This is a genomic window from Mycobacterium sp. NPDC050551 (assembly GCF_040674075.1).
GTDB lineage: Bacteria > Actinomycetota > Actinomycetes > Mycobacteriales > Mycobacteriaceae > Mycobacterium.
The window spans coordinates 393,222-418,762 of sequence record NZ_JBFARC010000005.1 but is presented as its reverse complement, the minus strand read 5'-3'; the positions used below and the strand labels follow the sequence as shown (position 1 = coordinate 418,762).

General features: G+C 70.1%; 28 protein-coding genes. 18 read left to right on the top strand and 10 right to left on the bottom strand.

The window, feature by feature from the left end; genetic code table 11:
• Window positions 1-1,305, top strand: coding sequence for an NADPH-dependent L-lysine N(6)-monooxygenase MbtG (gene mbtG / locus AB0K11_RS21775; protein WP_364981580.1), 1,305 nt, complete (start codon window positions 1-3; stop codon window positions 1,303-1,305).
• Window positions 1,283-1,504: an MbtH family protein gene (locus AB0K11_RS21770; RefSeq protein ID WP_269893304.1), complete on the top strand. Its 222-nt coding sequence runs from the start codon at window positions 1,283-1,285 to the stop codon at window positions 1,502-1,504. Before mbtG ends, AB0K11_RS21770 begins: the two co-directional genes overlap by 23 nt.
• On the opposite strand, the gene AB0K11_RS21765 is transcribed toward AB0K11_RS21770, so the two are convergent.
• From AB0K11_RS21765 to AB0K11_RS21755, 3 genes are all read right to left on the bottom strand, one after another.
• The gene (locus AB0K11_RS21765; RefSeq protein ID WP_364981576.1) at window positions 1,501-2,451 is read right to left on the bottom strand and encodes an AraC family transcriptional regulator; all 951 of its coding nucleotides are present in this window, start codon (window positions 2,449-2,451) and stop codon (window positions 1,501-1,503) included. The genes AB0K11_RS21770 and AB0K11_RS21765 overlap by 4 nt on opposite strands.
• 9 nt (window positions 2,452-2,460) lie before the next feature.
• Window positions 2,461-3,213 (bottom strand): SDR family oxidoreductase, encoded by a 753-nt coding sequence (locus tag AB0K11_RS21760; RefSeq protein ID WP_364981573.1) that lies wholly within the window; start codon window positions 3,211-3,213, stop codon window positions 2,461-2,463.
• Window positions 3,214-3,300: 87 nt separating this feature from the next.
• Window positions 3,301-3,618 carry a type II toxin-antitoxin system VapB family antitoxin gene (locus AB0K11_RS21755; protein WP_264011527.1) on the bottom strand — a complete coding sequence of 106 codons (318 nt, stop codon included), beginning with the start codon at window positions 3,616-3,618 and terminating at the stop codon, window positions 3,301-3,303.
• A 166-nt stretch (window positions 3,619-3,784) separates the two neighbouring features.
• Here AB0K11_RS21755 and hrcA point away from each other — a divergent pair, with 166 nt between their 5' ends.
• The 3 genes from hrcA to AB0K11_RS21740 are packed head-to-tail and all read left to right on the top strand — an operon-like array spanning window position 3,785 to window position 6,765.
• Window positions 3,785-4,816: a heat-inducible transcriptional repressor HrcA gene (gene hrcA / locus AB0K11_RS21750; protein ID WP_264011528.1), complete on the top strand. Its 1,032-nt coding sequence runs from the start codon at window positions 3,785-3,787 to the stop codon at window positions 4,814-4,816.
• A gap of 38 nt (window positions 4,817-4,854) precedes the next feature.
• Window positions 4,855-6,003 (top strand): molecular chaperone DnaJ, encoded by a 1,149-nt coding sequence (gene dnaJ / locus AB0K11_RS21745; RefSeq protein WP_364981569.1) that lies wholly within the window; start codon window positions 4,855-4,857, stop codon window positions 6,001-6,003.
• An 18-nt stretch (window positions 6,004-6,021) separates the two neighbouring features.
• Window positions 6,022-6,765, top strand: coding sequence for a 16S rRNA (uracil(1498)-N(3))-methyltransferase (locus tag AB0K11_RS21740; RefSeq protein WP_364981566.1), 744 nt, complete (start codon window positions 6,022-6,024; stop codon window positions 6,763-6,765).
• Here AB0K11_RS21740 and AB0K11_RS21735 read toward each other — a convergent pair.
• The gene (locus AB0K11_RS21735) at window positions 6,706-7,320 is read right to left on the bottom strand and encodes a DUF998 domain-containing protein (protein ID WP_364981563.1); all 615 of its coding nucleotides are present in this window, start codon (window positions 7,318-7,320) and stop codon (window positions 6,706-6,708) included. The genes AB0K11_RS21740 and AB0K11_RS21735 overlap by 60 nt on opposite strands.
• An 81-nt stretch (window positions 7,321-7,401) precedes the next feature.
• Between AB0K11_RS21735 and AB0K11_RS21730 the strand changes: the two genes are divergently transcribed.
• Genes AB0K11_RS21730 through era form a run of 5 tightly spaced genes read left to right on the top strand, consistent with a single transcriptional unit; the run spans window position 7,402 to window position 11,508 of the window.
• Complete coding sequence (locus tag AB0K11_RS21730) at window positions 7,402-8,442, top strand: PhoH family protein (RefSeq protein WP_364981560.1); 1,041 nt, start codon at window positions 7,402-7,404, stop codon at window positions 8,440-8,442.
• A 5-nt stretch (window positions 8,443-8,447) separates the two neighbouring features.
• Window positions 8,448-8,984 carry an rRNA maturation RNase YbeY gene (gene ybeY / locus AB0K11_RS21725; RefSeq protein ID WP_364981557.1) on the top strand — a complete coding sequence of 179 codons (537 nt, stop codon included), beginning with the start codon at window positions 8,448-8,450 and terminating at the stop codon, window positions 8,982-8,984.
• A gap of 15 nt (window positions 8,985-8,999) precedes the next feature.
• Window positions 9,000-10,295: a hemolysin family protein gene (locus tag AB0K11_RS21720; protein WP_364981554.1), complete on the top strand. Its 1,296-nt coding sequence runs from the start codon at window positions 9,000-9,002 to the stop codon at window positions 10,293-10,295.
• Window positions 10,292-10,612, top strand: a complete 321-nt coding sequence (locus AB0K11_RS21715) for a cytidine deaminase (protein WP_364981552.1) — start codon at window positions 10,292-10,294, stop codon at window positions 10,610-10,612. Before AB0K11_RS21720 ends, AB0K11_RS21715 begins: the two co-directional genes overlap by 4 nt.
• Complete coding sequence (era, locus tag AB0K11_RS21710; RefSeq protein ID WP_364981549.1) at window positions 10,609-11,508, top strand: GTPase Era; 900 nt, start codon at window positions 10,609-10,611, stop codon at window positions 11,506-11,508. The genes AB0K11_RS21715 and era overlap by 4 nt, the downstream gene beginning before the upstream one ends.
• 4 nt (window positions 11,509-11,512) lie before the next feature.
• On the opposite strand, the gene AB0K11_RS21705 is transcribed toward era, so the two are convergent.
• Entirely contained in the window at window positions 11,513-12,955 is a 1,443-nt protein-coding gene (locus AB0K11_RS21705) for an amidase (protein ID WP_364981546.1), read from the bottom strand.
• A gap of 62 nt (window positions 12,956-13,017) precedes the next feature.
• On the opposite strand from AB0K11_RS21705, the gene recO reads away from it, so the two are divergent.
• From recO to AB0K11_RS21690, 3 genes are read left to right on the top strand one after another with little or no spacing between them, the layout of a single operon-like run.
• Complete coding sequence (gene recO / locus AB0K11_RS21700) at window positions 13,018-13,848, top strand: DNA repair protein RecO (RefSeq protein ID WP_364981543.1); 831 nt, start codon at window positions 13,018-13,020, stop codon at window positions 13,846-13,848.
• On the top strand, window positions 13,832-14,731 hold the full coding sequence (locus tag AB0K11_RS21695; RefSeq protein ID WP_364981897.1) for a decaprenyl diphosphate synthase: 900 nt from the start codon (window positions 13,832-13,834) through the stop codon (window positions 14,729-14,731). The genes recO and AB0K11_RS21695 overlap by 17 nt, the downstream gene beginning before the upstream one ends.
• Window positions 14,728-15,162, top strand: a complete 435-nt coding sequence (locus AB0K11_RS21690; RefSeq protein WP_364981541.1) for a hypothetical protein — start codon at window positions 14,728-14,730, stop codon at window positions 15,160-15,162. The genes AB0K11_RS21695 and AB0K11_RS21690 overlap by 4 nt, the downstream gene beginning before the upstream one ends.
• Here the strand turns inward: AB0K11_RS21690 and AB0K11_RS21685 are convergent.
• Together AB0K11_RS21685 and AB0K11_RS21680 are read right to left on the bottom strand one after the other, a co-directional pair.
• Window positions 15,151-15,552: a Fur family transcriptional regulator gene (locus AB0K11_RS21685; protein ID WP_364981538.1), complete on the bottom strand. Its 402-nt coding sequence runs from the start codon at window positions 15,550-15,552 to the stop codon at window positions 15,151-15,153. The two genes, AB0K11_RS21690 and AB0K11_RS21685, sit on opposite strands and share 12 nt — an antisense overlap.
• On the bottom strand, window positions 15,549-15,851 hold the full coding sequence (locus AB0K11_RS21680) for a metalloregulator ArsR/SmtB family transcription factor (RefSeq protein WP_264012738.1): 303 nt from the start codon (window positions 15,849-15,851) through the stop codon (window positions 15,549-15,551). Before AB0K11_RS21680 ends, AB0K11_RS21685 begins: the two co-directional genes overlap by 4 nt.
• Window positions 15,852-16,010: 159 nt before the next feature.
• Here AB0K11_RS21680 and AB0K11_RS21675 point away from each other — a divergent pair, with 159 nt between their 5' ends.
• Entirely contained in the window at window positions 16,011-17,396 is a 1,386-nt protein-coding gene (locus AB0K11_RS21675; RefSeq protein ID WP_364981535.1) for a glycine--tRNA ligase, read from the top strand.
• A gap of 32 nt (window positions 17,397-17,428) precedes the next feature.
• Here the strand turns inward: AB0K11_RS21675 and AB0K11_RS21670 are convergent, their stop codons facing one another.
• Both AB0K11_RS21670 and AB0K11_RS21665 read right to left on the bottom strand, forming a co-directional pair.
• Window positions 17,429-19,441 (bottom strand): TPM domain-containing protein, encoded by a 2,013-nt coding sequence (locus AB0K11_RS21670; protein WP_364981532.1) that lies wholly within the window; start codon window positions 19,439-19,441, stop codon window positions 17,429-17,431.
• A gap of 5 nt (window positions 19,442-19,446) precedes the next feature.
• Window positions 19,447-20,424, bottom strand: a complete 978-nt coding sequence (locus AB0K11_RS21665; protein WP_364981530.1) for a helix-turn-helix domain-containing protein — start codon at window positions 20,422-20,424, stop codon at window positions 19,447-19,449.
• 59 nt (window positions 20,425-20,483) lie between these two features.
• On the opposite strand from AB0K11_RS21665, the gene AB0K11_RS21660 reads away from it, so the two are divergent.
• The 4 genes from AB0K11_RS21660 to AB0K11_RS21645 all read left to right on the top strand — a co-directional run bounded on the left by AB0K11_RS21660 (window position 20,484) and on the right by AB0K11_RS21645 (window position 25,164).
• Complete coding sequence (locus tag AB0K11_RS21660; protein WP_364981527.1) at window positions 20,484-21,560, top strand: hypothetical protein; 1,077 nt, start codon at window positions 20,484-20,486, stop codon at window positions 21,558-21,560.
• Window positions 21,561-21,600: 40 nt separating this feature from the next.
• The gene (locus AB0K11_RS21655) at window positions 21,601-22,869 is read left to right on the top strand and encodes a deoxyguanosinetriphosphate triphosphohydrolase (protein WP_364981525.1); all 1,269 of its coding nucleotides are present in this window, start codon (window positions 21,601-21,603) and stop codon (window positions 22,867-22,869) included.
• Between the two features lie 20 nt (window positions 22,870-22,889).
• Window positions 22,890-24,812 (top strand): DNA primase, encoded by a 1,923-nt coding sequence (dnaG, locus tag AB0K11_RS21650; protein WP_364981522.1) that lies wholly within the window; start codon window positions 22,890-22,892, stop codon window positions 24,810-24,812.
• Between the two features lie 73 nt (window positions 24,813-24,885).
• Window positions 24,886-25,164, top strand: coding sequence for a hypothetical protein (locus tag AB0K11_RS21645; RefSeq protein WP_364981894.1), 279 nt, complete (start codon window positions 24,886-24,888; stop codon window positions 25,162-25,164).
• Here the strand turns inward: AB0K11_RS21645 and AB0K11_RS21640 are convergent.
• Entirely contained in the window at window positions 25,161-25,418 is a 258-nt protein-coding gene (locus tag AB0K11_RS21640; RefSeq protein WP_364981519.1) for a hypothetical protein, read from the bottom strand. The genes AB0K11_RS21645 and AB0K11_RS21640 overlap by 4 nt on opposite strands.
• Window positions 25,419-25,541 lie beyond the last annotated feature (123 nt).

Genomic DNA, 25,541 nt, shown 5'->3' with positions numbered 1-25,541 from the left:
ATGAGCCGCACACTGGCGGTGATCGGCGCGGGCGCCAAGGGCGTCGCGGTGGCCGCCAAGGCTGCCGAACTGCGCGACATGGGCGTCGACGTGCCGGGCGTGGTGGCGATCGAGCGCACCGCGGTGGCCGCCAACTGGCAGGCCAGCGGGGGATGGACCGACGGCCAGCATCGGCTGGGCACCAGCCCGGAGAAGGACGTCGGGTTCCCCTACCGGTCCTCGCTGGTGCCGCGCCGCAACGCCGAACTCGACGTCAGGATGATGCGCCACAGCTGGCAGTCCTACCTGGTGTCGACCGGTCAGTTCGCCGAGTGGATCGACCGCGGCCGGCCGGCGCCGACGCACCGCAGGTGGAGCCAGTACCTGCGCTGGGTGGCCGACAACGTCGGGATGAGCGTGGTCAACGGCGAGGTCACCGGTATCACCGTGGACGCGGGCGCCGACACCGCGCGGTGGGTGTTGGAGACCCGCGAGACGGCGGTGGAGGCCGACGCGCTGATGATCACCGGTCCCGGGCAGGCCGAGCGCTCGATCCTGCCGGGCAACCCGCGGGTGCTCTCGATCGCCCAGTTCTGGCACCGCGCCGCAGCACACGAGTTGATCGCGGCCGAACGCGTCGCCGTGATCGGTGGTGGCGAGACGGCCGCCACGATGCTCAACGAGCTCTTCCGGCACCGGGTTTCGACGATCACGGTGATCTCACCGCAGGTCACCCTGTTCACTCGGGGCGAGGGCTTCTTCGAGAACACGCTGTACTCCGACCCCACCCACTGGGCCGGACTGACGCTGGGTGAGCGCCGCGACGCGATGCTGCGCACCGACCGCGGCGTGTTCTCGGCGCGGGTGCAGGAGGCACTGCTCGCCGACGACCGCATTCGTCATCTGCGCGGCCGGGTGGCCCACGCGGTGGCCCGCGACGACCGGATCCGGCTGACCCTGCAGACCGACCGGGTCGGTGAGCGGCTCGAGACGGTGCACGGCTTCGACCTGGTGATCGACGGGTCGGGCGCCGATGCGCTGTGGTTCGTGCCGCTGTTCCGCCAGGAGGCGCTGGACCTGCTGGAGCTGGGGCTGGGCGGTCCACTCACCGGCGAGGCGCTGCAGGAGTCGATCGGTGACGACCTGTCGGTGGACCATCTCGCGCCCAAGTTGTTCCTGCCCGGCCTGGCCGGGCTGACCCAGGGACCGGGCTTCCCCAACCTCAGCTGCCTCGGGCTGTTGTCCGACCGCGTTCTGGGCGCCGGATTCGAACCGTCCACGCAACGATCGATCAGGAGAAGCGATGAGCACCAACCCCTTCGATGACGACAGCGGCCAGTTCTTCGTGCTGGTCAACGACGAGGACCAGCACAGTCTGTGGCCCGCGTTCGCCGGGGTGCCCGCGGGGTGGCGGGTGGTGTTCGGCGAGAGCACCCGCGCCGACTGCCTGGCCTACGTGGAGGAGAACTGGGCGGACCTGCGGCCGAGGAGCCTGCGCGAGGCGATGGCGGCCGCGGGCGGCTAGTCCGGCCTGCCGTCCCGCTGCATCCGGCGGGCGTATTCGGTTGGCGTGCAACCGGTGTGCCGGGCGAAGGCGGTGCTGAACGCGGTGGGGGACTGGTAGCCGACGCGCTGGGCGATCTGGGCCGTGGACAGCCGTCCGGACCGCAGCAGTTCCCTGGCCGTGGCCAGCCGCCACTGCAGCACGTACTGCATCGGCGGCATCCCCACGATGTCGGCGAATCGCTGCGCGAACACCGCGCGGGACACCGATGCGGCGCGCGCGAGGTGCTGCACCGTCCAGCCACGAGCGAGGTCGGCGTGCAGCTGCGTCAGAGCGGGCGCCAGTACGGAGTCGGACAGTCCCGCGATCAGCCCGCGCTGCTCCCCGTCGACGGGCGTCGGGGCGATCCGGATCGCCTCCATCAGCAGCACCTCGACGAGCCGCTGCAGAATCGTCTCGCGGCAGGGACTTTCGCCGTCGGCCTCCTCGGCGATCAGCTCGACGATCCGGCTGAGCCGCGCCGAGCCGGGTTCGTCGCGGCGCACCAGGACGGCAGGCGGCAACAGCGGCACCAGCAGTGGCCCGTTGGTGGGATCGACGCGGAAGTACCCGCCGAGCATGCGCATCGTCACCGGCTCCGATGCGCCGCCGTGGCGGGTGCGGCGGCCGTGATCGAGTGGAGTGGGGACGGGTTCGACGCCGCGGCTCGCGCTCAGGGTGAAGCCCGGCGTCTCCGGAAGCAGCAGGAAATCGCCGTCGTGCAGGTCGATGGCGTCGAGACCGTCGGCTTCCAGCACGCACGTTCCCTGCAGCATCACGCAGAACGCAGGGTCGCCGTAGCGGGGCTTGCGGACGCCCCAGCTGCCTGCGCCGTCGATGACCTTCGACAGCACTGCCTCCGGTCGGAGCAGGGCGAGCAGTTCCTCGACCGGTCCCGGGGCGGTGCCCGCGGTGTCGGGTGTGCCCACCCCCAGACGCTAAACCCCCGCGGTCGATTCGGCGAGCGCCACCGCGTCCGCGCCCGCCGGGTACCTGAGCCGCTCGGAGGTGTCGGTGGCGGCGAACAGTACGACCTCTGCGACGTCTTCCGGGGTGGTCGTGGCTTCTGCCGCGCCGAACGAGGCCATGATCGGTGCGGCGAACGGCTCGTAGGCCGGCGGGATGACCCCGTCCATCCGGTGCATGCCGTTGGCGGTGAAGCTGGTCGAGGGTCCGTAGCCCGGCTCGACCAGCTTGGCCCGCACGCCGAAGAACCCGAGTTCGAGCGCCAGCGATGCGGTGAACCCCTCGACGGCCATCTTGCTGGCGGTGTACACCGCGGCAAGCGGCATCGCGGCCAGTGTCACGCTGGAGGTGACGTTCACGATCGCGCCCGACCCCCGGGTGCGCATCTGTGGCACGACGGCCTGCGTCATCGCCATCACGCCGAAGGTGTTGGTCTCGAACAACTCCCGGGTGGTCTGCATCGGCGTGGCCTCGAACGCGCCGACGGCGCCGATGCCCGCGTTGTTGACCAGGACGTCGATCGGGCCGCTGCCGGCCACGGCGGCGGCGATGCTCTCCGCCGACGTCACGTCGAGCGCCGTCACCCGCAGCCGCTCCGATCGGGGCAGCACGTCGGTGCGCGGGGTGCGCATGGTGGCGATGACGTCGAAACCCTCGTCGAGGAACCGGCGGGCGGTCGCCAGACCGTAGCCGGAGGAGCAGCCGGTGATCAGCACTGTGGTCATGCACCGAAACGTAGGGTCGGCCGCGGTGCCGGACAAGGCGTCATCGTCCGGGATCGCTTCGCGTTCGTCTGGCCGGTGCGGCCGCGCCTAACCCTGCTGGGCGGCCAGCGGGACGTCCATGTCGAACAGGCGGGCATGCAGCACGATCCGGTTCCGCAGCGCCGCACGCACCGCGCGGTGCAGGCCGTCCTCCAGGTAGACGACCCCGCGCCAGCGGACGGCGTGCGGGAAGAGATCGCCGTAGAACGTCGAGTCCTCCGACAGCAGCCGGTCGAGCGCCAGCACGGTGGTGGTGGTCACCAGCTCGTCGAGGCGCAGTTGCCGCGGCGGGATGCGCGACCAGTCGCGGTAGCTCAACCCGTGGTCGGGATACGGCTTGCCCTCGCGGACACCCTTGAAGATCATCGGCGCGCCTTCGGCACTCGGTCCCCCGTGCTTTTCAACCCCGGTTCGCCAGGTTAGCCGAGCCTGACGCGACCCGTCGCGGGGCTGATCAGCCGCTCGCGCGGAGGTCGCGGCGCCGGTCACCGTAAAATGGTGTCAAACTCGAGTGGCAGGGGCAGGTGAACACATGGGAAGTGCCGACGATCGTCGGTTCGAGGTACTGCAGGCCATCGTCGCCGACTTCGTGACCACCAAGGAGCCGATCGGCTCCAAGACGCTCGTCGAGCGGCACAACCTGGGCGTGTCGAGCGCCACCGTGCGCAATGACATGGCTGTGCTCGAGGCCGAGGGGTACATCACCCAGCCGCACACCAGCTCGGGCCGGGTGCCCACCGAGAAGGGCTACCGCGAGTTCGTCGACCGGCTCGACGAGGTCAAGCCGCTGTCGTCCTCGGAACGGCGGGCCATCCTGACGTTCCTGGAGAACGGCGTCGACCTCGACGACGTGCTGCGCCGCGCGGTGCGGCTGCTGGCACAGCTCACCCGGCAGGTCGCGGTGGTGCAGTACCCGACGCTGACCACCTCCACGGTGCGCCACCTCGAGGTGGTGGCGCTGACCCCGGCGCGGCTGCTGCTGGTGGTGATCACCGACACCGGGCGGGTCGACCAGCGCATCGTCGAACTCGGCGACGCGATCGACGACCACCAGCTCTCCAAGCTGCGCGAACTGCTCGGCCAGGCGCTCGAGGGCAAGCCGCTCTCGGCGGCGACCGTGGCGGTCTCCGATCTGGCCGCGCACCTCGACGGTTCCGGGGGGCTGTCCGACGCGGTCGGCCGGTCCGCCACCGTGCTGGTGGAGACGCTGGTCGAGCACAGGGAGGAACGGCTGCTGCTCGGCGGTACCGCCAACCTCACCCGCAACACCGCCGACTTCGGCGGTTCGTTGCGCTCCGTGCTCGAGGCGCTCGAAGAGCAGGTGGTGGTGTTGCGGTTGCTGGCCGTGCAGCAGGAGGCAGGCAAGGTGACCGTGCGCATCGGCCACGAGACCGAGGCCGAGCAGATGGCGGGCACGTCGGTGGTCAGCACGGCGTACGGCAGTTCGGGCAAGGTGTACGGCGGCATGGGTGTGCTGGGGCCCACACGAATGGACTATCCGGGAACTATCGCTAATGTCGCTGCGGTTGCTCTCTACATCGGCGAAGTCTTAGGCAGCCGCTGAGCCCGGACGGGCCGGCGACAGGACAGAACAGGCGAAGCGTGGCACGCGATTATTACGGCTTGCTCGGAGTCAGCAAGGGCGCGAGTGAATCGGAGATCAAGCGCGCCTACCGCAGGCTCGCGCGCGAACTGCACCCCGATGTCAATCCCGACGAGGCCGCCCAGGCGCGGTTCAAGGAGATCAGCGTCGCCTACGAGGTGCTCTCCGATCCCGAGAAGCGGCGCATCGTGGACCTCGGCGGTGATCCGCTGGAGACCGCGGGCGGCGGCGCCAACGGCGGATTCGGCGGCGGGTTCGGCGGCCTCGGCGACGTGTTCGAGGCGTTCTTCGGCGGCGGCGGCGGATCGCGCGGCCCGGTCGGGCGGGTCCGGCCCGGATCGGATTCGCTGCTGCGGATGCGGCTCGACCTGACCGAGTGCGCCACCGGCGTGACCAAGCAGGTCACGGTCGACACCGCGGTGCTCTGCGACCTCTGCAAGGGCAAGGGCACGCACGGCAACTCCACCCCGGTGGCCTGTGACACCTGCGGCGGCCGCGGCGAGGTGCAGACCGTGCAGCGCTCGCTGCTCGGCCAGGTGATGACGTCCCGGCCGTGCCCGGTGTGCGCAGGCGTGGGTGAGGTCATCCCCGACCCGTGTCACCGCTGCGGCGGCGACGGCCGGGTACGCGCCCGCCGCGACATCAGCGTGAAGATCCCCGCGGGCGTCGGCGACGGCATGCGGGTGCGGCTGGCCGCCCAGGGCGAGGTCGGACCCGGCGGGGGGCCGGCCGGCGACCTCTACGTCGAGGTACACGAGAAGCCACACGACGTGTTCGTCCGCGACGGCGACGACCTGCGCTGCTTCGTCTCCGTGCCGATGATCGACGCCGCACTCGGCACCGCCGTGACCGTCGACGCCATTCTCGACGGCCCGACCGAGATCACGATCCCGGCAGGCACCCAGCCCGGGGCGGTGGTCACCCTGCGCGGCCACGGCATGCCCCATCTGCGCTCGGGAGTGCGTGGCGATCTGCACGCCCACATCGACGTGGTGGTGCCGACCCGGCTGGACACCCAGGACACCGAGCTGCTCCGCCAGCTCAAGGAGCACCGCGTCCGCGACGCCGCCGAGGTCCGCTCGACCCAGTCGCCTGCGGCATCGGGCGGGTTGTTCAGCCGCCTGCGCGAGACGTTCAGCGGCCGCTGAGCCGCCCATTCGCCCTCGATGACCGACGCGCTGTTCTACGTCGACGCGGTCCCCGCCGAGGGGCTGCCGGTGATTGTGGACGGCGACGAGGGCTTCCACGCCGCCAACGTGCGGCGGATCAGGGTCGGTGAGCGGCTCGACCTGGGCGACGGCGCGGGCGTCGTCGCGCACTGTGAGGTCACCGAGACCGGCAAGGGCCGCCTCACCGCGCGGGTGCTGCAGCGCCGCGCCGTGGCGCCCGCCGCACCGTCGGTCACCGTGGTGCAGGCCATTCCGAAGTCCGAGCGCTCGGAGCTGGCCGTCGAACTGGCCACCGAGGCCGGAGCGGACGCGGTGGTGGCCTGGCAGGCGGCGCGTTGCGTGGCGCGCTGGGAATCCGCGGCGAAGGTGGACAAGGGTCTGCGGCGCTGGGGAGCCGTGGCGCGGGCGGCCTCTCGACAGTCCCGCCGCGCGTTCATCCCGGCCGTCACCGGGGTGCTGTCGACGGCCGACCTGGTGAGCCGGCTGCGCGCCGATGCGGCGGTCACCGCACTGATACTGCATGAGTCGGCGAGCCGGCCGATCACCGAAGTCGCCGTGGCGCAGGCAGTTTCACTGATGCTGATCATCGGCCCGGAGGGCGGCATCACCGACGACGAGGTGAGCGCGCTCACCGGCGCGGGCGCGCAGGCCGTGCGGCTGGGCCCGTCGGTGCTGCGGACGTCAACGGCGGCCGCCGTCGCGCTCGGCGCCCTGGGTGCGCTCACGCAGCGCTGGCAGTAGTGCCGCCGCTGCGAGCAGCTGCCAGGCGATGATGGTGTACACGCTGACCCGCTCCCAGACCGGACCCGGCAGCCGGTCGGTGACCACCCACATCGCGGCGCAGACCAATCCGGTGACGCCGAGTCCCACCGACGCCCACCGGACGGCGGCGGGGCGCAGCATGCGGGCGGCGGCCAGAGCGGTCAGGTTGCCGCCGGCGATCGCCAGCACCGCTCCGACGACGTGCCAGGGTCCCGCGCCGCTGTGCACCGTCGCGACGAGCACGTTCCCCGCGGCGTTCGCCGCCGCACAGGCCAGCACCGGCGCGGGCCGGGGCGGTCGAACGGCCCGAACCGCCAGCACGGCGCCGAGCAGGAACATCGCCCCCTGCAGGCAGAACCCGGCATTCATCAGGACCGCCGAGGGGGACTGCGGTGTGCCGAGGTCGCTGATCGCGTCGTGCACGTAGCTGTAGCCGGGGTAGTGCACGGCGGCGATGGTCTCGGCGAGCAGATAGCCGACCGCGCCGGCAGTCCAGCAGGCGGCCGCGGCGGTACCCGTGCTTCGGTTATGCATTGGGGTCCGTCGGTACCCGGCGGTAGACTGGGCTGTCAAGAGCGCCCGTAGAGCAACCAGGAAGCAGGCAGAAAAACCCACGTGACGCCACGCGAGACGAACGCTGGCCCGGCACCGGCCGCACCGGTGCGCAGCAGCATCGATGTTCCGCACGACCTCGTCATGGGACTGCTCGGTTCCGCCGACGAGAACCTGCGCGCACTCGAAGAACTCCTCACCGCCGACATCCACGTCCGCGGCAACTCCCTCACCATGACCGGAGAGCCGGCCGACGTGGCCCTCGCCGAGCGGGTGGTCTCCGAACTGCTGGCCATCGCAGGCAGCGGTCAGCGGCTCACGCCCGACGCCATCCGGCACAGCGTGGCGATGCTCACCGGCACCGGCAACGAGTCACCGGCCGAGGTGCTGACGCTGGACATCCTGTCGCGGCGCGGCAAGACCATCCGGCCCAAGACGCTGAACCAGAAGCGCTATGTCGACGCCATCGACGCGCACACCATCGTCTTCGGCATCGGGCCGGCGGGCACCGGCAAGACCTACCTGGCGATGGCCAAGGCCGTCAACGCGCTGCAGTCCAAACAGGTCAGCCGGATCATCCTGACCCGCCCTGCGGTGGAGGCAGGTGAGCGTCTCGGCTTCCTGCCCGGCACGCTGAGCGAGAAGATCGACCCGTACCTGCGGCCGCTGTACGACGCGCTGCACGACATGATGGACCCCGAGCTGATCCCGAAGCTGATGAGTGCGGGCGTCATCGAGGTCGCGCCGCTGGCGTACATGCGTGGTAGAACGCTTAATAATGCATTCATCATCCTCGACGAGGCGCAGAACACCACGGCCGAGCAGATGAAGATGTTCCTGACCCGGCTGGGCTTCGGCGCCCAGATGGTGGTCACCGGCGACATCACCCAGATGGACCTGCCCGGCGGCGCCACATCCGGCCTGCAGGCAGCGGCCAGGATCCTGAACAACATCGACGACATCCACTTCGCGGAGCTCACCAGCGCCGACGTCGTGCGGCACCGGTTGGTCTCCGACATCGTCGACGCCTACGCCAGATCCGAGGAGTCCGCGTTGATGAACCGGGCGGAGCGGCGCGCATCCAGCGGCCGCTCCAGGCGGTAGCCGCCGTGAGTATCGAGGTGTCCAACGAGTCGGGCATCGACGTCGCCGAAGAGGAACTGATCAGCGTCGCGAAATTCGTCATCGGGGAGATGAAGGTGCACCCCGCTGCCGAGCTGTCGATGGTGTTGCTGGACACCTCGGCGATGGCCGACCTGCACATGCGCTGGATGGATCTGCCCGGCCCGACCGACGTGATGAGCTTCCCGATGGACGAGCTCGAACCGGGCGGCAGGCCCGACGCGCCCGATCCCGGCCCGGCCATGCTCGGCGACATCGTGCTGTGCCCCGAGTTCGCCGCCAAACAGGCTGAGGCTGCCGGACATTCGCTCGGTCACGAGTTGGCGCTGCTGACGGTGCACGGGGTCCTGCACCTGCTGGGGTACGACCACGCCGAACCGGACGAGGAGAAAGAGATGTTCGCCCTGCAGGGCCGACTGCTCGAGGGGTGGGTGGCCGATCAGGTCGAGGCGTACCACCAGGACCGGCAGACCCAGAAGGACCGTCGGTTGATCGACGAGTCCCGATATTTCGACCATCCCTGACGGCGGCGGACACCCATGACCGGTATACCCCAGCTGATCGGTGCCATCGTCCTGGTCGTCCTGGGCGGGGCCTTCGCGGCCATTGACGCGGCATTGAGCACGGTGTCGATGGCCCGTGTCGAAGAGCTGATGCGCGACGAGCGTCCGGGTTCGGTGCGGCTGGCCAAGGTGATGACCGAGCGGCCGCGCTACATCAACCTGATCGTGCTGCTGCGGATCGCCTGCGAGATCAGCGCGACCGTGCTGCTGGTCGCCTACCTCGACGGCCACCTCGGGGTGAGCTGGGGCCTGTTCGCCGCGGCGGCGATCATGGTCGTGGTCAGCTTCGTGGCCGTCGGCGTCGGCCCGCGCACGCTCGGCAGGCAGCACGCGTACCAGATCGCCCTGTTCAGCGCGATACCGATGCAGGCGCTGTCGATCCTGCTCACCCCGATCAGCCGGCTGCTGGTGCTGATCGGCAACGCCCTGACCCCCGGCCGCGGCTTCCGCAACGGCCCGTTCGCCTCGGAGATCGAGCTGCGCGAGGTCGTCGACCTTGCCCAGCAGAGCGGCGTCGTCGCCGACGACGAGCGCCGGATGATCCAGTCGGTCTTCGAACTCGGCGACACCGCGGCGCGCGAGGTGATGGTGCCGCGCACCGAGATGGTGTGGATCGAGCGTGACAAATCGGCCGGGCAGGCGACGTCGCTCGCAGTGCGCAGCGGGCATTCGCGGATCCCGGTGATCGGCGAGAACGTCGACGACATCATCGGCGTCGTCTACCTCAAAGACCTTGTGCAGCAGACCTACACGTCAGTCACCGGTGGCCGCGACACGTCGGTCACCGAGGTGATGCGCCCTGCGGTGTTCGTGCCGGACTCCAAGCCGCTCGACGAGTTGCTGCGGGAGATGCAGCGCGACCGCAACCACATGGCGCTGCTGGTCGACGAATACGGCGCGATCGCCGGACTGGTGACCATCGAGGACGTGCTCGAGGAGATCGTCGGCGAGATCGCCGACGAGTACGACACAGACGAGGTCGCACCCGTCGAAGAGCTGGGGGAGAGGCACTTCCGGGTGTCGGCCCGACTGCCGATCGAGGACCTCGGCGAGCTCTACGACATGCAGTTCGACGACGATCTCGACGTCGACACCGTCGGCGGTCTGGTGGCGTTCGAGCTCGGCCGGGTGCCGCTGCCCGGCGCCGAGGTCACCTGGGACGGCCTGCGACTGCGGGCCGAGGGGGGCCCGGACCACCGCGGCCGGGTGCGGGTCGGCACCGTGCTGGTGAGCCCCGAGCCCGCCGCCGACGAGGACGAGGAGAGCGAATGAGCGGTCTGGACGCCGAGGACGCCAAGCTGGTGGTGCTCGCCCGCGGGGCGATGGGTCGCGCGGAGGCGGCGAGCGGAGCCGCGGTGCGCGACGCCGACGGCCGCACCTACGCGGGCGCGCCGGTCGGTCTGACCGCGCTGCAGCTGACCGCCCTGCAGGCCGCGGTGGCGGCAGCGGTGTCCAGTGGTGCAACGGGTCTCGAGGCGGCCGTGCTCGTCGGCGGGGCGGCCGACGACGCAGGGGTCGCCGCGGTGCGCGAGTTGTCGCCGGGCGCCGCGGTCATCGTCACCGACCGGGCGGGATCGGTCACCGGGTGAGCGAATTCCATTCGGGCTTCGTGTGTTTCGTCGGAAGGCCGAACACCGGCAAGTCCACGTTGACGAATGCGCTGGTGGGCACGAAAGTGGCGATTACCTCGAATCGGCCGCAGACCACGCGGCACACCATCCGGGGCATCGTGCACCGCACCGACTTCCAGATCATCCTCGTCGACACCCCGGGCCTGCACCGGCCGCGCACGCTGCTGGGGCAGCGGCTCAACGAGCTGGTGAAGAATACGTACTCCGAGGTCGACGTGATCGGGCTGTGCATCCCCGCCGACGAGGCGATCGGGCCCGGTGACCGGTGGATTCTCGAGCAGATCAAGGCGGTGGCGCCGAGGACCACGCTGGTCGCGATCGTCACCAAGATCGACAAGGTGTCCAAGGAGAAGGTCGCCGCGCAGCTGATGGCGGTCAGCGAGCTGGTGGGTCCCGACACCGAGATCGTGCCGGTGTCGGCCACCGCCGACGAGCAGCTCGACGTGCTCATCGACGTGTTCGCCGCCAAGCTGCCGCCGGGCCCGGCGTTCTATCCCGACGGCGAGCTGACCGACGAGCCCGAGGAGACGCTGATGGCCGAGCTGATCCGCGAGGCCGCCCTCGAAGGGGTGCGCGACGAGCTACCGCACTCCCTGGCCGTGGTGATCGAGGAGATCAACCCGCGCGAGGATCGGGATGACCTCATCGACGTGCACGCGATCCTCTACGTCGAGCGTGACAGCCAGAAGGGCATCGTGATCGGCAAGGGCGGTGCCAGACTCCGCGAGGTCGGCACCGCTGCCCGCTTGCAGATCGAGAAGCTCCTCGGCACCAAGGTGTACCTGGAGCTGCGGGTCAAGATCGCCAAGAACTGGCAGCGCGATCCGAAACAATTGGGCCGCTTGGGTTTCTAGCGGATCACCGGGGCGCGTCCCACCACCGCGGCGGCTGCCGCCTGCCCCAACCGTTGATCGCCTCCAGTTCGGCGGCCAACGAGACCAACAGCGGTTCACTCGCTTCGGGACCCATGAGCTGAACGCCGATCGGCAGCCCTTCGGAGGTGAACCCGGCGGGCACGCTGATTGACGGCCACCCCAGCAGGTTCCACGGCCACGTCACCGGGCAGGCCTTGATCATCGTGCGGTCGGTCGACAGCCCGCCGCGCCGGTCGAAGTCGTGCACCGGCGGCGCAGGCAGGGCGGTGGTCGGCGCGAGTACCACGTCGGCGATGTTGAAGATCCACCCGATCCGCCGCCTCGCCGCGGCCTCCCGGGCCCGCGCCTTGCGCAGGACATGCTCCGACAAGAGCCGGCCGGTGCGCAGATTGGCCTTGGTGCGCTTGTCCAGTTCGACGCCGGGACCGAGCCGCTCGGCCCAGTCCAGAAGTCCGGAGGTGCTGCGCGACAGGAAGTTCCATGACATGCCGACGGTGTAGTCGGGGTCCGCGGCCTTCACGACGTGACCCAGCTGTTCGAGCTGGCCGGCCATGCGCTGCATCGCGTCTCGGATCTCCGGGTCCAGTTTGGCCCGGAACACCGTGAACGGGAACTTCGTCGACATCGCGATCCGCAGCGGGCCGGGAGCCCGTCCGACATAGTCCGACACCCGGACCGGTTCCGGTCGGTGCAGGTCGCCCGGCGCGTTGCCCGACGCCGCGTCGAGGACCAGTGCGGCATCGGTGACGGTGCGCGCGAGCACGCCGTTGACCGTGATTCCGTTGAACGCCTCGGGCAGCGGCCAGGTGGAGATCCGGCCCCGCTGCGGCTTGATGCCGACCAGGTGACACCACGCCGCCGGGATCCGCACGCTGCCCGCGCCGTCGGAACCGATCGCCGCGGTCACCAGTCCGGCGGCCACCGCGGCGGCGCTGCCGCCCGACGAGCCGCCGGGGGTGTGGTCGCGCGACCACGGATTGCGGGTGTGGCCGAAAGCCGGCCCGCTGGTGAAGGGCCACTGGCCGAGCTCGCAGGTGTTGGTCTTGCCGACGATGACCGCGCCGGCGGCCCGCAGTCTGCGCACCACCTCGGCATCCTCACGCGCCGGGCGCACGGTGCCGTCGGCGCCGAAGCGGGTGGGCACCCCGGCGATGTCCACGTCGTCCTTGACCGCGATCGGGATGCCGAGCAGCGGCTGCTGCGCGCCTGCGGCCCGCTGGCGGTCGGCCCGGACGGCGTCGGCGCGGGCCTGGTCGGCCAGCACCACCCGGAAGGCGTTGAGTGTCGGCTGGCTGGCCTCGATCGCGGCCAGCGAGCGGTCGACCAGCTCGACCGAGCTGACCGCACCGCTGGCCAGTTGGTAGAGCTGGTCGGTGAGGGTGGGGAAGGCGGTGCGGGGTGCGCGGGAGGATGGCGAGTCGAGCATCACCGCCGAGCCTATCGGCGTGCTTACCGGTCCTTGTCGTGGCGTGGTGGAAGACTGTTGCGATGCGGCTGTACCGGGACCGCGCTGTCGTGCTGCGCCAACACAAGCTGGGCGAAGCCGACCGCATCGTCACCTTGCTCACCCGCGACCACGGGCTGGTCCGCGCGGTGGCCAAGGGCGTGCGGCGTACCCGCAGCAAGTTCGGCGCCCGGCTGGAGCCGTTCGCGTACATCGACGTTCAACTCCACCCGGGCCGCAACCTCGACATCGTCACCCAGGTGCAGGCCATCGACGCGTTCGCCAGCGACATCGTCAGCGACTACGGCCGCTACACCTGCGCCTGCGCGGTGCTCGAGACCGCGCAGCGGCTGGCAGGCGAGGAACATGCACCGGTGCCCGCGCTGCACCGGCTGACCGTCGGGGCGCTGCGGGCAGTCGCCGAGGGCAGCCGCCCACGGGAGCTGGTGCTCGACGCCTACCTGCTGCGTGCCATGGGAATCGCCGGGTGGGCGCCGGCGCTCACCGAGTGTGCCCGGTGCGCAACCCCGGGTCCGCACCGGGCGTTCCACGTCGCCGCGGGCGGCAGCGTGTGCGTGCACTGCAGGCCGTCGGGGTCGGTGACGCCGCCGCAGGGGGTGGTGGACCTGATGGCCGCGCTGCACGACGGCGACTGGGATGCGGCCGAGGCGTCGACGTCGTCGCACCGCAGCCAGGCCAGTGGACTGGTCGCGGCACATCTGCAGTGGCACCTGGAGCGACAGTTGCAGACGTTGCCGCTGGTCGAGCGTTTCTATCGGATGGATCGCACGGTCGCCGACCACCGCATGGCGCGGTTGGGGCAGGATGTCCACCGTGGCGACGAACCAGGCGAACAGCTTGCCGCAGGCGGCTGAGCGCAAGAAGAGGGCGCGGAAAGGCGAATTCCCGCAACTCGGCCCGGCGCCTGAGGACTATCCCACGTTTCCCGACAAGTCGACGTGGCCGGTGGTGTTCCCCGAATTGCCGCCGAAGACCAACGGCCCGTTCTGCCGCCCGCCGCAGCACACCAGCAAGGCAGCCGCGCCGAAGATCCCCGCCGACCAGGTGCCCCAGCACGTCGCCGTGGTGATGGACGGCAACGGCCGCTGGGCCACGCAGCGCGGACTGCACCGCACCGAGGGCCACAAGATGGGCGAAGCGGTGCTGATCGACATCACCTGCGGGGCGATCGAGATCGGCGTCAAGCACCTGACGGTGTACGCCTTCTCCACCGAGAACTGGAAGCGCAGCACCGAGGAGGTGCGCTTCCTGATGGGGTTCAACCGCGAGGTGGTGCGCCGCCGCCGGGAGAACCTCAACGACATGGGCGTGCGGATGCGCTGGGTGGGGTCCCGCCCGCGCATGTGGCGCAGCGTGAGCAAGGAATTCGACATCGCGGAGGAGATGACGGTCGACAACGACGTCATCACGATCAACTACTGCGTGAACTACGGCGGTCGCACCGAGATCGTCGAGGCCGCGCGGCAGCTCGCGCAGGAGGCCGCTGACGGCAAGGTCAAGCCCGGCCGCATCACCGAGGCGGCGTTCGCGAAGCATCTGCACCGGCCCGACATCCCGGACGTGGACCTGTTCATCCGCACGTCGGGGGAGCAGCGTGCGAGCAACTTCCTGCTGTGGCAGTCCGCCTACGCGGAGTACGTCTTCCAGGACAAGCTCTGGCCGGACTACGACCGCCGCGACCTGTGGGCGGCGTGCGAGGAGTACGTCAGCCGCAACCGTCGCTTCGGCAGAGCGTGACCGCACCCGACCTGCCGCAGCGGCTGGCGTCGGCGCTCACCGAGGCACTGCCGGTGGTGCAGGAATCCGACGGCGCGATCACGGTGCACTACGACGAGACGTTCGCGTCGCTGCGGGTGGTCTCCGTCGCCGAGGGCTTGGACCTGGTGGCGCTGACCCAGATGCTGGTGTGGGACCAGCCGCTGGACGCGAAACTGCGGGCGAAGGTCGCCGAGCACGCACACGGCACGCTGCTGGGGACGGTGTCACTGGCGGCCAAGAGCGGCGAGGCCGCGGTGGCCGCGTCGGCGAAGCGGAATTCGAAGAAGACCGCGGACGTGCTGCTGCGCTACAACTTTCCGGGTAACGGGCTGTCCGACGAGGCGCTGCGCACGCTGATCATGATGGTGCTGGCTGCCGGCGCCGACGTGCGCCGCGCGCTACTCGGCTGACGAGGCGCAGGCGCCGCACACCCCGAAGATCTCGATGGTGTGGCTGACGTCGGAGAAGCCGTGCCTGCGGGCGATGTCCGCGGCCCACGTCTCCACCGACCGGCCCTGGATCTCGACGGTCGCCCCGCACGTCCGGCACACCAGATGGTGGTGGTGGTGTTCGGAGCAGCGCCGGTACACCGACTCGCCGGTGTCGGTGCGCAGGGTGTCCACGACGCCCGCGGCGGACATCGCCTGCAGTGTGCGGTAGACCGTCGTGAGGCCGATGCCCTCGCCGCGGCGGCGCAGCTCGTCGTGCAATTCCTGGGCTGACCGGAAGTCGTCGAGCTCGCCGAGCAGTTCGGTGATCGCCGCACGCTGCCGGGTGGCCCGCACGCCGGTGCCGGTCATCGCGGATCCTCGGCGGCGTGCGCGACGGCGTCGACCACGATGTGGGCGAGGTGGTGGTCGACGAGGCGGTACAGCACCTCGCGTCCGGACCGCTCGCTGGCCACCACGCCGGATTGCTTGAGGATCCGCAGGTGCTGGCTCACCAGTGGCTGCGGCACGCCGAGCGCGTCGACCAGCTCGTGCACGCAACGCTGGGACTGCTGCAGCTGCAGGACGATCGCGATACGGACCGGTGCGGCCAGCGCGCGCAACAGCTCGCCCGCGGTCTCGAGCACCTCACGTGCGGGCAGCTCGGGCATCGGTGCGATGCCGTGCTGGTGGCCGTGGTCGGCGAGTCCGCCGCCGTCGTCCGCGCCCCCGTCGGCAATAGTGGGAATGGTTTTCATTATGACCGGTAACAATACATGCAGGGATACGCATGTCAATCGGTCCGCCGGGTGTCGCTACGCTGATGCACCGTGGCATCCATCATCGACACCGTTGCGAACCTCGCGAAACGCCGTGGCCTGGTCTATCAGTCGGGTGAGATCTACGGCGGCACGAAGTCGGCGTGGGACTACGGGCCACTGGGAGTGGAGCTCAAGGAGAACATCAAGCGGCAGTGGTGGCGGTCGGTGGTCACCGGCCGCGATGACGTCGTCGGGCTGGACAGCGCGATCATCCTGCCCCGCGAGGTGTGGGTGGCCTCGGGCCACGTCGAGGTGTTCAACGATCCGCTCGTGGAGTGCATGAACTGCCACAAGCGGCACCGGCAGGACCACCTGCAGGAGGCGTACGCCCTGAAGAAGGGGCTCGACGACCCTGATGCCGTGCCGATGACCGAGATCGTCTGCCCGGACTGCGGCACCAAGGGTCAGTGGACCGAGCCGCGCGACTTCAACATGATGCTCAAGACCTACCTCGGCCCGATCGAGACCGAGGAGGGCATGCACTACCTGCGGCCCGAAACCGCCCAGGGCATCTTCGTGAACTTCGCCAACGTGGTGACCACGTCACGGCGCAAACCGCCGTTCGGCATCGGCCAGATCGGCAAGAGTTTCCGCAACGAGATCACCCCGGGCAACTTCATCTTCCGCACACGGGAGTTCGAGCAGATGGAGATGGAGTTCTTCGTCGAGCCGTCCACGGCGCCCGAGTGGCACCAGTATTGGATCGACACCCGGCTTCAGTGGTACGTCGACCTCGGCATCGACCGCGACAACCTGCGGCTCTACGAGCATCCCCAGGACAAGCTGTCGCACTACTCCGACCGCACGGTCGACATCGAGTACAAGTTCGGCTTCGCGGGCAACCCGTGGGGTGAGCTCGAGGGCGTGGCCAACCGCACCGACTTCGACTTGTCCACGCACGCCAAGCATTCCGGTGTCGACCTGTCGTATTACGACCAGGCCACCGAGACCCGCTACACGCCGTATGTCATCGAGCCCGCGGCCGGCCTGACCCGGTCGCTGATGGCGTTCCTGGTCGACGCCTACACCGAGGACGAGGCGCCCAACGCCAAGGGCGGCGTCGACAAGCGCACCGTGCTCAAGCTGGACCCGCGCCTGGCGCCGGTCAAGGCCGCGGTGCTGCCGCTGTCCCGGCATGCCGACCTGTCGCCGAAGGCCCGCGACCTGGCCGCCGAGCTGCGCAAGTCGTGGAACGTCGAGTTCGACGACGCCGGGGCGATCGGGCGCCGTTACCGCCGCCAGGACGAGATCGGCACGCCGTTCTGCGTCACGGTCGACTTCGATTCGCTCGAGGACCAGTCGGCGACCATCCGTGAGCGCGACGCGATGACGCAGGACCGCGTCGCGCTGTCGGAGGTCTCGGACTACCTGGCCGTCCGCCTCAAGGGCGCCTGACGTTCCCTCCCGCTCGCGCCAGGAACCGGGGCCTAGAAGCGGCCGCCGCCACCGCTGTAGCTGCGGCCCGACGACCGTGACGAGCCGCCGAACGACGTCGACCGCCCCATTCCGCGGCCGCCGCCGTACCCGCCGTTCCAGCCGCTCGTGCCGAAGCCTCCGCTGAACCCGCCGCGCAGCACGTTGCCGATGATGATGCCGCCGATCACCGCGCCGAGGTCGGACCCGCCGCCGGGATGGTGTGAGGTGAAGTTCTGCTGCGCGGCGTAGACGTCGTCGTTGGCCAGCGTCTGCGCCTGAGCGGCCAGCATCGACGCGCCGTTGGCGTGTGCGAGGGCCTCGTTCACGTCGGCGCCGCGTTTGGCCTGGGCGGCCTCGAGCTGGCGGTTCGCTTCGGCCAGGCGGGTGCGCGCCTCCGGGCCGATGCTGCCGCGGCGGGTATCGATGAAGTCCGACACCGCCCGGATCCGCGACTGCGCGGTCACCACTGCCTGGTCCAGCGCGCGGATCATCCGTTCCACGGCTTCGCGCTGCTCGTGCACGCTGGCCAGCAACTGGTCGAGTTCGGCGTCGGCCTTGGTCAGCGTCGTGAAGGTGCCCAGAGGATCCGTCGAGCCGCCGGCTTCGGCGGCCCGCACCGCGTCGTTGGCCTTCTTGAGCGCGGCGGTGAGTTCGGCGGCCTGCGGGGTGTCCGGCTTCTGCAGCAGGCTGCCGGCGTGTGCGATGCCGGCGCGCAGGTCGGTGATCGCCGCGGGCAGGCTAGCCACCGCCCGGTTGATGTCGCCCGAGGCGCTGTCGAGCGCGTCGAACAGCATCCGGGCCTGGGCCAGCGCCGACTCGGCCGCACGCACGGCGTCCACCAGGCCGATCTGGTCGCCTGCGGGCCGCGCCACCAGCGCCCGCGCCGAGGTGATGTGGCGATCGGCGAATGCGAGTCGCTCCTTGGCCGCGTCGATGTTCCCGGCGACCGAAGACAGTGCGGCGGGGTCGAACTGGGCACGCAGGCCGGCGAGGGTCTGCTCGGCGGGCGCGATCCGGGCGGTCAGGTCGACCATCTGCTGGGTCAGCGTGTCGAGCCGATCGGGCGCGTTGATCACCAGGTCACGCAGCTGCTCGAACGCCTCGCTCTGGGCGTCGAGTTCGCGATCGGCGGTGGCCGCGGACACGATCACCCGGGTCAGCAGGTCGCGACGCTGCAGTGGCGCTTCCGGAATCGCGTCGTCGAGCGTCTGTCGCACGGAGAAGGCCTGCGCCAGCGCTGCTTTGGCCGTCGCCACGGCACGTACGAATGGTTCGGTGCGCTGCGGGCCGAACTCCGCGACCGCCATCTCCAGTTCACCGTCGCTGGTGCGTACCGCGTTGTCCACGTCGACCACGATCGCCTTGGACAGGTCGTCGAGCGCGTCGATGGGCACGCCGGCCAGCGCTCGAGGATCGGTCGGGTCGACCCGCTTGGCGGCCTCGAATTCGGCGACGCGGCGTTTGCGACGGCGTCGGCGCGTCGACCACCACAGCAGCAGCCCCGCGACGGCGACCACCGCCAGCACGGCCACGATGCTCAGCGGCGACACGTGCAGCGGCTGCGGCGCGTCGACGTCGAGGCCCTCGGCAGCGGCGACAGCGGCGCCCGCCCAGTCCTGGCGGCGCAGCATCGGCTCGATCTCGTTGCGCTGCAGCCGATCGGCGTCGGACTGGCCGATCACGGTGGTCGGCACACGGAATGCGAAGGCGCGTTCGACGACCGCGATGGCCAGCAGCGCGTCGTGGTCGCCGAAATCGCTGACGCGTGTCGTCGTGTCGGCCCAGCCGACCGCATCCTGGCCGAACCGCTCGACGTAGACCACCCACAACCGGGTGCCGCGGGTGTCGTAGAGGCGGTCGACGGCCGCCTGCACCTCGGCGCGCTGAACCCTGTCGAGCGCGCCGGCGTTGTCGGTGATGTAGTCGGGGACCCGGAACGGTGGTTCGGCGGCGGCGTTCGGGACGATGAGGACGCCGACCGTGAGGACGGCGCACACCACGCTGAGCAGGCGGGCGAGACGCATGGTGGTCAATGTAGTGACTCGCCGGGCGAATCAGCGCCCACGCCGCGGAATGCCCGGATCGACCGACGCAATGACGATGGCGTGCGGTAACCGACCATTCCCGCGATCTGACTGGAACTCAGCGACGTGGTTCGACGCAAGTGCTCAGCGCGTTCCACTCGCAGCCTCTGGATCAGCGCGTACGGCGTGAGGCCGAGTTGGTCGTGGACGCGGCGTTCCAGGGTGCGTCGCGACGTGCCGATGGCGTGCGCCGCGTCGGGCACGCTGATGTCGCGGTCGAGGTTGGTCCTGATCCAGGCCTCGAAGTCGATGACCAGCTGATCGCTCGTCTCGAGATACGTGCGGGCGGTGTCGACGCTGCGGGCCGGCCGCTGATCGATCAGCAGCAGCGCCGCCGTCGCGTCGGCGAGCTGAGGGCTGGCCGACGCGACGATGTGCATCGCGAGATCGATGTGAGCGAACGCCGCGCCCGCAGTGGTGATCACGCCGTCGGCGACCACCATGCGCGTCATGTCGAGGGTGACCCGGGGGTAGCGCCGGGTGAACTCGTCGACCAGCCACCAACTGGTGGTCGCCAGTCTGGCGTCGAGTACGCCCGCGTCGGCCAGGACGAAGGTGCCGGTGCACGCGGCGGCCAGCCGCCGGCCCGCGCGTGTCCAGTCCAGCACGGTGCGCCGAACTGCCCGCACATCCTCGCGCAGGAGGGCGTCGACGATCCCGTTGGCCGAATTCACGGCCAGGGCGGGGACCACGAGGAGGTCGACGGAATCCAGCCGTGGATCGTCGAGGGTGATGTCGATCGGCACCGTCAAACCGCCCGCCGTCCGGACCGGTTCGTCGTCCACGCCGACGGTCGACACGGCTATCCGCGGAACGTCGCGGCCCAATTGGGCGGCGGCCGTGTTGGCGCCGCGCAGCACGTCCAGCAGCGTCACCAGTCCCGAGTCCCAACAGGCGGACACGGCCACGACCCCGACATGCATGTCGCAAATGGTATCCCTGCTGTCGCATTTGTGGTCATCGGCGGGCTTAGCGTCACCACATGACCAACGCATTGATCGGTACGCTCGACCGCCACTACGACCGACTGGGGCTGGTGCGCAACAGGATCGACCCATGGGAGGACGGTCTGCGAACCGCTGCCGCGGACGGCACCTTCGAGTGGTGGTACTTCGATGCGCACCTCGAGGACGGGTCGACGGTGACCGTGGAGTTCCACACCAAGCCGCCGTACGTGTCTCCCAAGGCGCCGCTGACCCCGTTCGTGTTGCTCACGCTGACCGACCCGCACGGCGTCAGGACCGACTGGACATACGTCGGCGAACCCGCGGACTTCACCGCGGCCGAGGACGACTGCAACGTCCGGATCGGGCGGAACGTATTCCGGCGCGACGCGGCGGGATACGTGATCCACGTGGAGATCGGCGACATGACCGCTGATTTCACGCTGTCACCGGAGGTGCCGCCATGGCGGCCCGAGACCGGTCACGTCTTCTTCGGCGAGCAGGAGCAGCACCACATCGCGTGGCTTCCGATGTGCGCCCGCGGTGCGGCCGATGCGGTCATCTCGATCGGCGGGCAGACACGTCGGGCCTCGGGGACCGGGTATCACGACCACAACTGGGGCAACGTCGCACCGCGCAAGGTGCTCGACCACTGGTACTGGGGCCGGGCGCGGGCCGGCGACTACACCGTCGTCACGCTGAACTTCGTCAGCCGCGACACCTACGACCACGCCCGGCTGCCTGCGGTCATGGTCGCCAAGGGCGGTGAGATCCTGGCCTCGGCCGTGGGTGCGGATCGCGTTGCGTTCTCGGGCACCGACACGGTCGAACACGAGACCGGAGTCCCGGTGGCCAGGCGACTCGAATACCGGCTCGCCGAAGGCGACGCGCGGTTCGGTGTGACGTTCGAACACCGCCGTGACGCCTTCACGCTCGATCTGGGTGCCGCGGGCGCCTACCTGCGTTTCACGGGCGACGTCACCGTGGAGCACGGCACCCCGACTCGATCGGCGACGGTACACGGTCAAACGCTCTGGGAGCTGCTCTATTTCGGCGAGCGCCGCCGTGCGGCGCCGCTGCCCAGTGTCGGTCGGCTGATCGGCCACCAGGCGTGACGGCATGTCCCGCCGGACGACCCTGGCACACTGAGCGTCGGTGGATGCATATCGGGAGACCTATGACTCGTTCGACCGCGAGCGGTTGGTGGTCGAGGACCCCAAGGGTGCCGGGTTGCCGGGCGCCGACACCGAACACCGCACCGACTTCGCCCGCGACCGCGCGCGGGTGCTGCACTGCGCAGCACTGCGCCGGCTCGCCGACAAGACCCAGGTGGTCGGACCGCGGGAGGGGGAGACGCCGCGCACCCGGTTGACCCACTCGCTGGAGGTGGCGCAGATCGGCCGCGGGATGGCCGTCGGGCTGGGCTGCGATCCCGACCTGGTCGACCTGGCGGGCCTCGCCCACGACATCGGCCATCCGCCCTACGGGCACAACGGCGAACGGGCGCTCGACGAGATCGTCACGGCCTTCGGCGGATTCGAGGGCAACGCCCAGAACTTCCGGATCCTGACCCGGCTCGAACCGAAAGTGCTTGACGCCCAGGGGCGCGGTGCAGGGCTGAACCTGACCAGGGCGGCGCTCGACGCGGTGACGAAGTACCCGTGGCAGCGCACCGGGGAACGGCGCAAGTTCGGGTTCTACGACGACGACCTCGCCGCAGCGCACTGGGTACGCAGCGGGGCGCCGGCCGACCGGCCGTGCCTGGAGGCGCAGCTGATGGATTGGGCCGACGACGTCGCCTACTCGGTGCACGATGTCGAGGACGGCGTGATCTCCGGACGCATCGACCTGCGGGTGCTGGCCGACGCCGACGCGGCGGCGGTACTGGCCCGGTTGGGCGCCGAGTCCTTCCCCACGCTGGCTACCGACGATCTGCTGGCCGCCGCCGATCGGCTCTCGCAGGTGCCCGTGGTGGCCGGCGTCGGCAAGTACGACGGCACCCTGGCCGCCTCGGTCGCACTCAAGCGCATGACCAGTGAACTCGTCGGCCGCTTCGCCAACGCCGCCATCACCGAGACCCGCGGTATGGCCGGGCCGGGCCCGCTGCGCCGGTTCGACACCGATCTGACGGTGCCGGTTCTGGTGCGCGCCGAGGTCGCGGTGCTCAAGATGCTGGCGTTGCACTTCATCATGTCCGACCACGGGCATCTGCGGATCCAGGCCGACCAGCGGACCCGCATCAGGGAGGTGGCGCTGACGCTGTGGGCGCAGGCCCCGGGCAGTCTCGATCCGCAGTTCGCCGCCGAGTTCGACGCGGCGTCCGACGACGGCGCCCGGCTGCGGGTGGTGGTCGACCAGATCGCCTCCTACACCGAGGGCCGGCTGGAACGAGTGCACGAAGCGCGCTCGCCCAGGCCGTTGTGACCGACCTCTAGACTGAATCGGTGGCCGGGCGGATACCAGATCGCGACATCGCGGCCATTCGTGAACGTGTGAGCATCGAGGATGTCGTCGGCGATTACGTGCAATTGCGCCGCGCCGGCGCCGACTCGCTCAAGGGCCTGTGCCCGTTCCACGACGAGAAGTCACCGTCGTTCCACGTCCGGCCCAATCACGGGCACTTCCACTGCTTCGGCTGCGGGGAGGGCGGCGACGTCTTCACGTTCCTGCAGAAGATCGAGCACGTCAGCTTCGTCGAGTCGGTCGAACTGCTGGCCGACCGCGTGGGCTACACCGTCACCTACACCGGCGGGTCCACCACGAACGTGCAGCGCGACCGGGGCAGCCGCAGCCGGCTGCTGGCCGCCAACGCCGCCGCCGCCGAGTTCTACGCCGAGGCGCTGCAGTCCGACGAGGCCGCCCCGGCGCGGCAATACCTGGTCGAGCGCAACTTCGACGCCGCGGCGGCCGCGCACTTCGGGTGCGGTTTCGCCCCGTCGGGCTGGGACAAGCTCACCAAACACCTGCTGCGCAAAGGATTCGAGTTCAAGGAACTCGAGGCGGCCGGGCTGTCCCGGGAGGGTAAGCGCGGGCCGATGGACCGCTTCCACCGCAGGCTGCTGTGGCCGATCCGGGCACCCGGCGGGGAGGTGATCGGGTTCGGCGCCCGCCGCATCTTCGCCGACGACCCGATGGAGGCCAAGTACGTCAACACCCCCGAGACCGTGCTGTACAAGAAGTCGGCGGTGCTGTTCGGGCTCGATCTCGCCAAGCGCGACATCGCCAAGTCGCACCGTGCGGTGGTGGTCGAGGGCTACACGGACGTGATGGCCATGCACCTGTCGCACGAGACCACCGCCGTGGCGTCGTGCGGCACCGCCTTCGGTGACGGGCACCTCGCGCTGCTGCGCCGGCTGATGATGGACGACAACTGGTACCGCGGTGAATTGATCTTCGTGTTCGACGGCGACGCCGCAGGCCAGGCCGCGGCCCTCAAGGCGTTCGACGGCGACCAGCAGGTGGCCGGAAAGTCGTTCGTGGCCATCGCTTCCGACGGAATGGACCCCTGCGACCTGCGGCTGAAGTACGGCGAGAACGCGCTGCGCGACCTGGTGGCCCGGCGCATCCCGATGTTCGAGTTCGCGGTCCGCAGCCTCATCCCGGACGGGGAGACGCTCGACAACGACCCGCAGGCGCAGGTGGACGCGCTGCGCCGGTGTGTGCCGCTGGTGGCCCGCATCCGCGACTACGCCCTGCGGGACGAGTACGCGCGCCGGCTGGCCGGCTGGACCGGGTGGAGCGACGAGGCGCAGGTGCTCAGCCGCGTCCGCGAGGAGGCGCAGAAGCGCGGCCTGCCCGACAAGGGCAGGCGGCGCGCCGCGGAGTCGGCGTCGGCGAGAGCCGCACGGCCCGCTCCCGACGCGCCTGCCCGCCCCGATCCGGCCGACCCGACGCTGTGGCCGCAGCGCGAGGCGCTCAAGTCGGCCATGCAGTACCCGGCGCTGGCCGGGCCGGTGTTCGACGCGTTGACCGTCGACAGCTTCACCCATCCCGGGTACGCGGCGGTCCGTGCGGCCATCGCCGCGGCAGGCGGCACCTCGGCCGGCCTGTCCGGCGCGCAGTGGATCGAGGCGGTGCGCGAGCAGACGGCGTCACCGGCCGCGGCCAACCTCGTCAACGAACTCGGGGCCGACGCCTTCAAGGTGGAGGACGAGGAGAAGCTGCCCCGCTACATCGGCGGAGTGCTGGCCCGCCTGCAGGAGGTGTGGGTCGGCAGGCAGATCGCCGAGGTGAAGTCGAAGCTGCAGCGGATGTCGCCGGTCGAGCACAGCGACGACTACCACGCACTGTTCGGGGATCTGGTGGCGATGGAGGCCTACCGCCGCAGCCTGCTCGAACAGGCCAGCGGTGACGACCTCACTGCGTGATCGCCGTCGGCAGGATATGGTGAACCCGCTGTTCGACCATGTCCGAGGAAGGCAAGCCGTGACCAGGATCTCCATGCAGGCCCGACGCTCGATCGCCGCCGGTGCCTTCGCCGTGGCCGCAGTCGCCGCACCGTTCGCCGCGTCGGCGCTGAGCGCGGCTCCGGCTCAGGATCTCGCCGGCCCGGCCTGCCTGGCCTGGTTCGGCAACAAGGAGGACGGCAACTGCCTGTCCTACGCCAACGGGAACGGCATCACGGTCGGCACGCCCGAGGTCGCGTTCGGCGAGAACGGGCTGGGAATCTCCACCGGACCGCTGCTGCCCGGCCGGACGATCTCCCAGGGCGTCAACTAGCGCGTTCTGCGCTGCTGCTCCGGCGATTGCGGCGTGAGCACATCTGTCTCCGAGTCGATCGGGGTCAACGTCACCATCTGTGGATCGGGAGACACCCGGTCGGCCACCTTGCGCCGTCCGGCGTCGATCACGGCCTTGGCGGCCGGGCTTGCGGTCACCGCACGATAGGTCCCGGAGATCTGCTCGTAGCGGCGACGGCCGGCCTTCGAACCCAACACGTAACCCACCGCCAGTACGGCGACATACCCGATCACTAAGCCCCTCCCACAAGACGGTTCGTTGGTTCCATCCTGCCTCAAGTCGCCCACTACGCGCTGACCCGGGAGCGCATTGGCGGCGTGCTCGGTGCGTACGCTAGAGTCATCCCTCGATCCGCG

Excerpts from the sequence above, each read along its gene's own strand:
- AB0K11_RS21740 (WP_364981566.1), top strand. The coding sequence starts at position 6,022 with ATGACCGACGCGCTGTTCTACGTCGACGCGGTCCCCGCCGAGGGGCTG.
- hrcA (WP_264011528.1), top strand. The coding sequence starts at position 3,785 with ATGGGAAGTGCCGACGATCGTCGGTTCGAGGTACTGCAGGCCATCGTC.
- AB0K11_RS21770 (WP_269893304.1), top strand. The coding sequence starts at position 1,283 with ATGAGCACCAACCCCTTCGATGACGACAGCGGCCAGTTCTTCGTGCTG.
- AB0K11_RS21735 (WP_364981563.1), bottom strand. The coding sequence starts at position 7,320 with ATGCATAACCGAAGCACGGGTACCGCCGCGGCCGCCTGCTGGACTGCC.
- AB0K11_RS21760 (WP_364981573.1), bottom strand. The coding sequence starts at position 3,213 with ATGACCACAGTGCTGATCACCGGCTGCTCCTCCGGCTACGGTCTGGCG.
- recO (WP_364981543.1), top strand. The coding sequence starts at position 13,018 with ATGCGGCTGTACCGGGACCGCGCTGTCGTGCTGCGCCAACACAAGCTG.
- AB0K11_RS21705 (WP_364981546.1), bottom strand. The coding sequence starts at position 12,955 with ATGCTCGACTCGCCATCCTCCCGCGCACCCCGCACCGCCTTCCCCACC.
- AB0K11_RS21755 (WP_264011527.1), bottom strand. The coding sequence starts at position 3,618 with ATGATCTTCAAGGGTGTCCGCGAGGGCAAGCCGTATCCCGACCACGGG.
- mbtG (WP_364981580.1), top strand. The coding sequence starts at position 1 with ATGAGCCGCACACTGGCGGTGATCGGCGCGGGCGCCAAGGGCGTCGCG.
- AB0K11_RS21670 (WP_364981532.1), bottom strand. The coding sequence starts at position 19,441 with ATGCGTCTCGCCCGCCTGCTCAGCGTGGTGTGCGCCGTCCTCACGGTC.
- AB0K11_RS21660 (WP_364981527.1), top strand. The coding sequence starts at position 20,484 with ATGACCAACGCATTGATCGGTACGCTCGACCGCCACTACGACCGACTG.
- AB0K11_RS21645 (WP_364981894.1), top strand. The coding sequence starts at position 24,886 with ATGCAGGCCCGACGCTCGATCGCCGCCGGTGCCTTCGCCGTGGCCGCA.
- AB0K11_RS21685 (WP_364981538.1), bottom strand. The coding sequence starts at position 15,552 with ATGACCGGCACCGGCGTGCGGGCCACCCGGCAGCGTGCGGCGATCACC.
- AB0K11_RS21665 (WP_364981530.1), bottom strand. The coding sequence starts at position 20,424 with ATGCATGTCGGGGTCGTGGCCGTGTCCGCCTGTTGGGACTCGGGACTG.
- AB0K11_RS21720 (WP_364981554.1), top strand. The coding sequence starts at position 9,000 with ATGACCGGTATACCCCAGCTGATCGGTGCCATCGTCCTGGTCGTCCTG.
- AB0K11_RS21715 (WP_364981552.1), top strand. The coding sequence starts at position 10,292 with ATGAGCGGTCTGGACGCCGAGGACGCCAAGCTGGTGGTGCTCGCCCGC.
- AB0K11_RS21680 (WP_264012738.1), bottom strand. The coding sequence starts at position 15,851 with ATGCCCGAGCTGCCCGCACGTGAGGTGCTCGAGACCGCGGGCGAGCTG.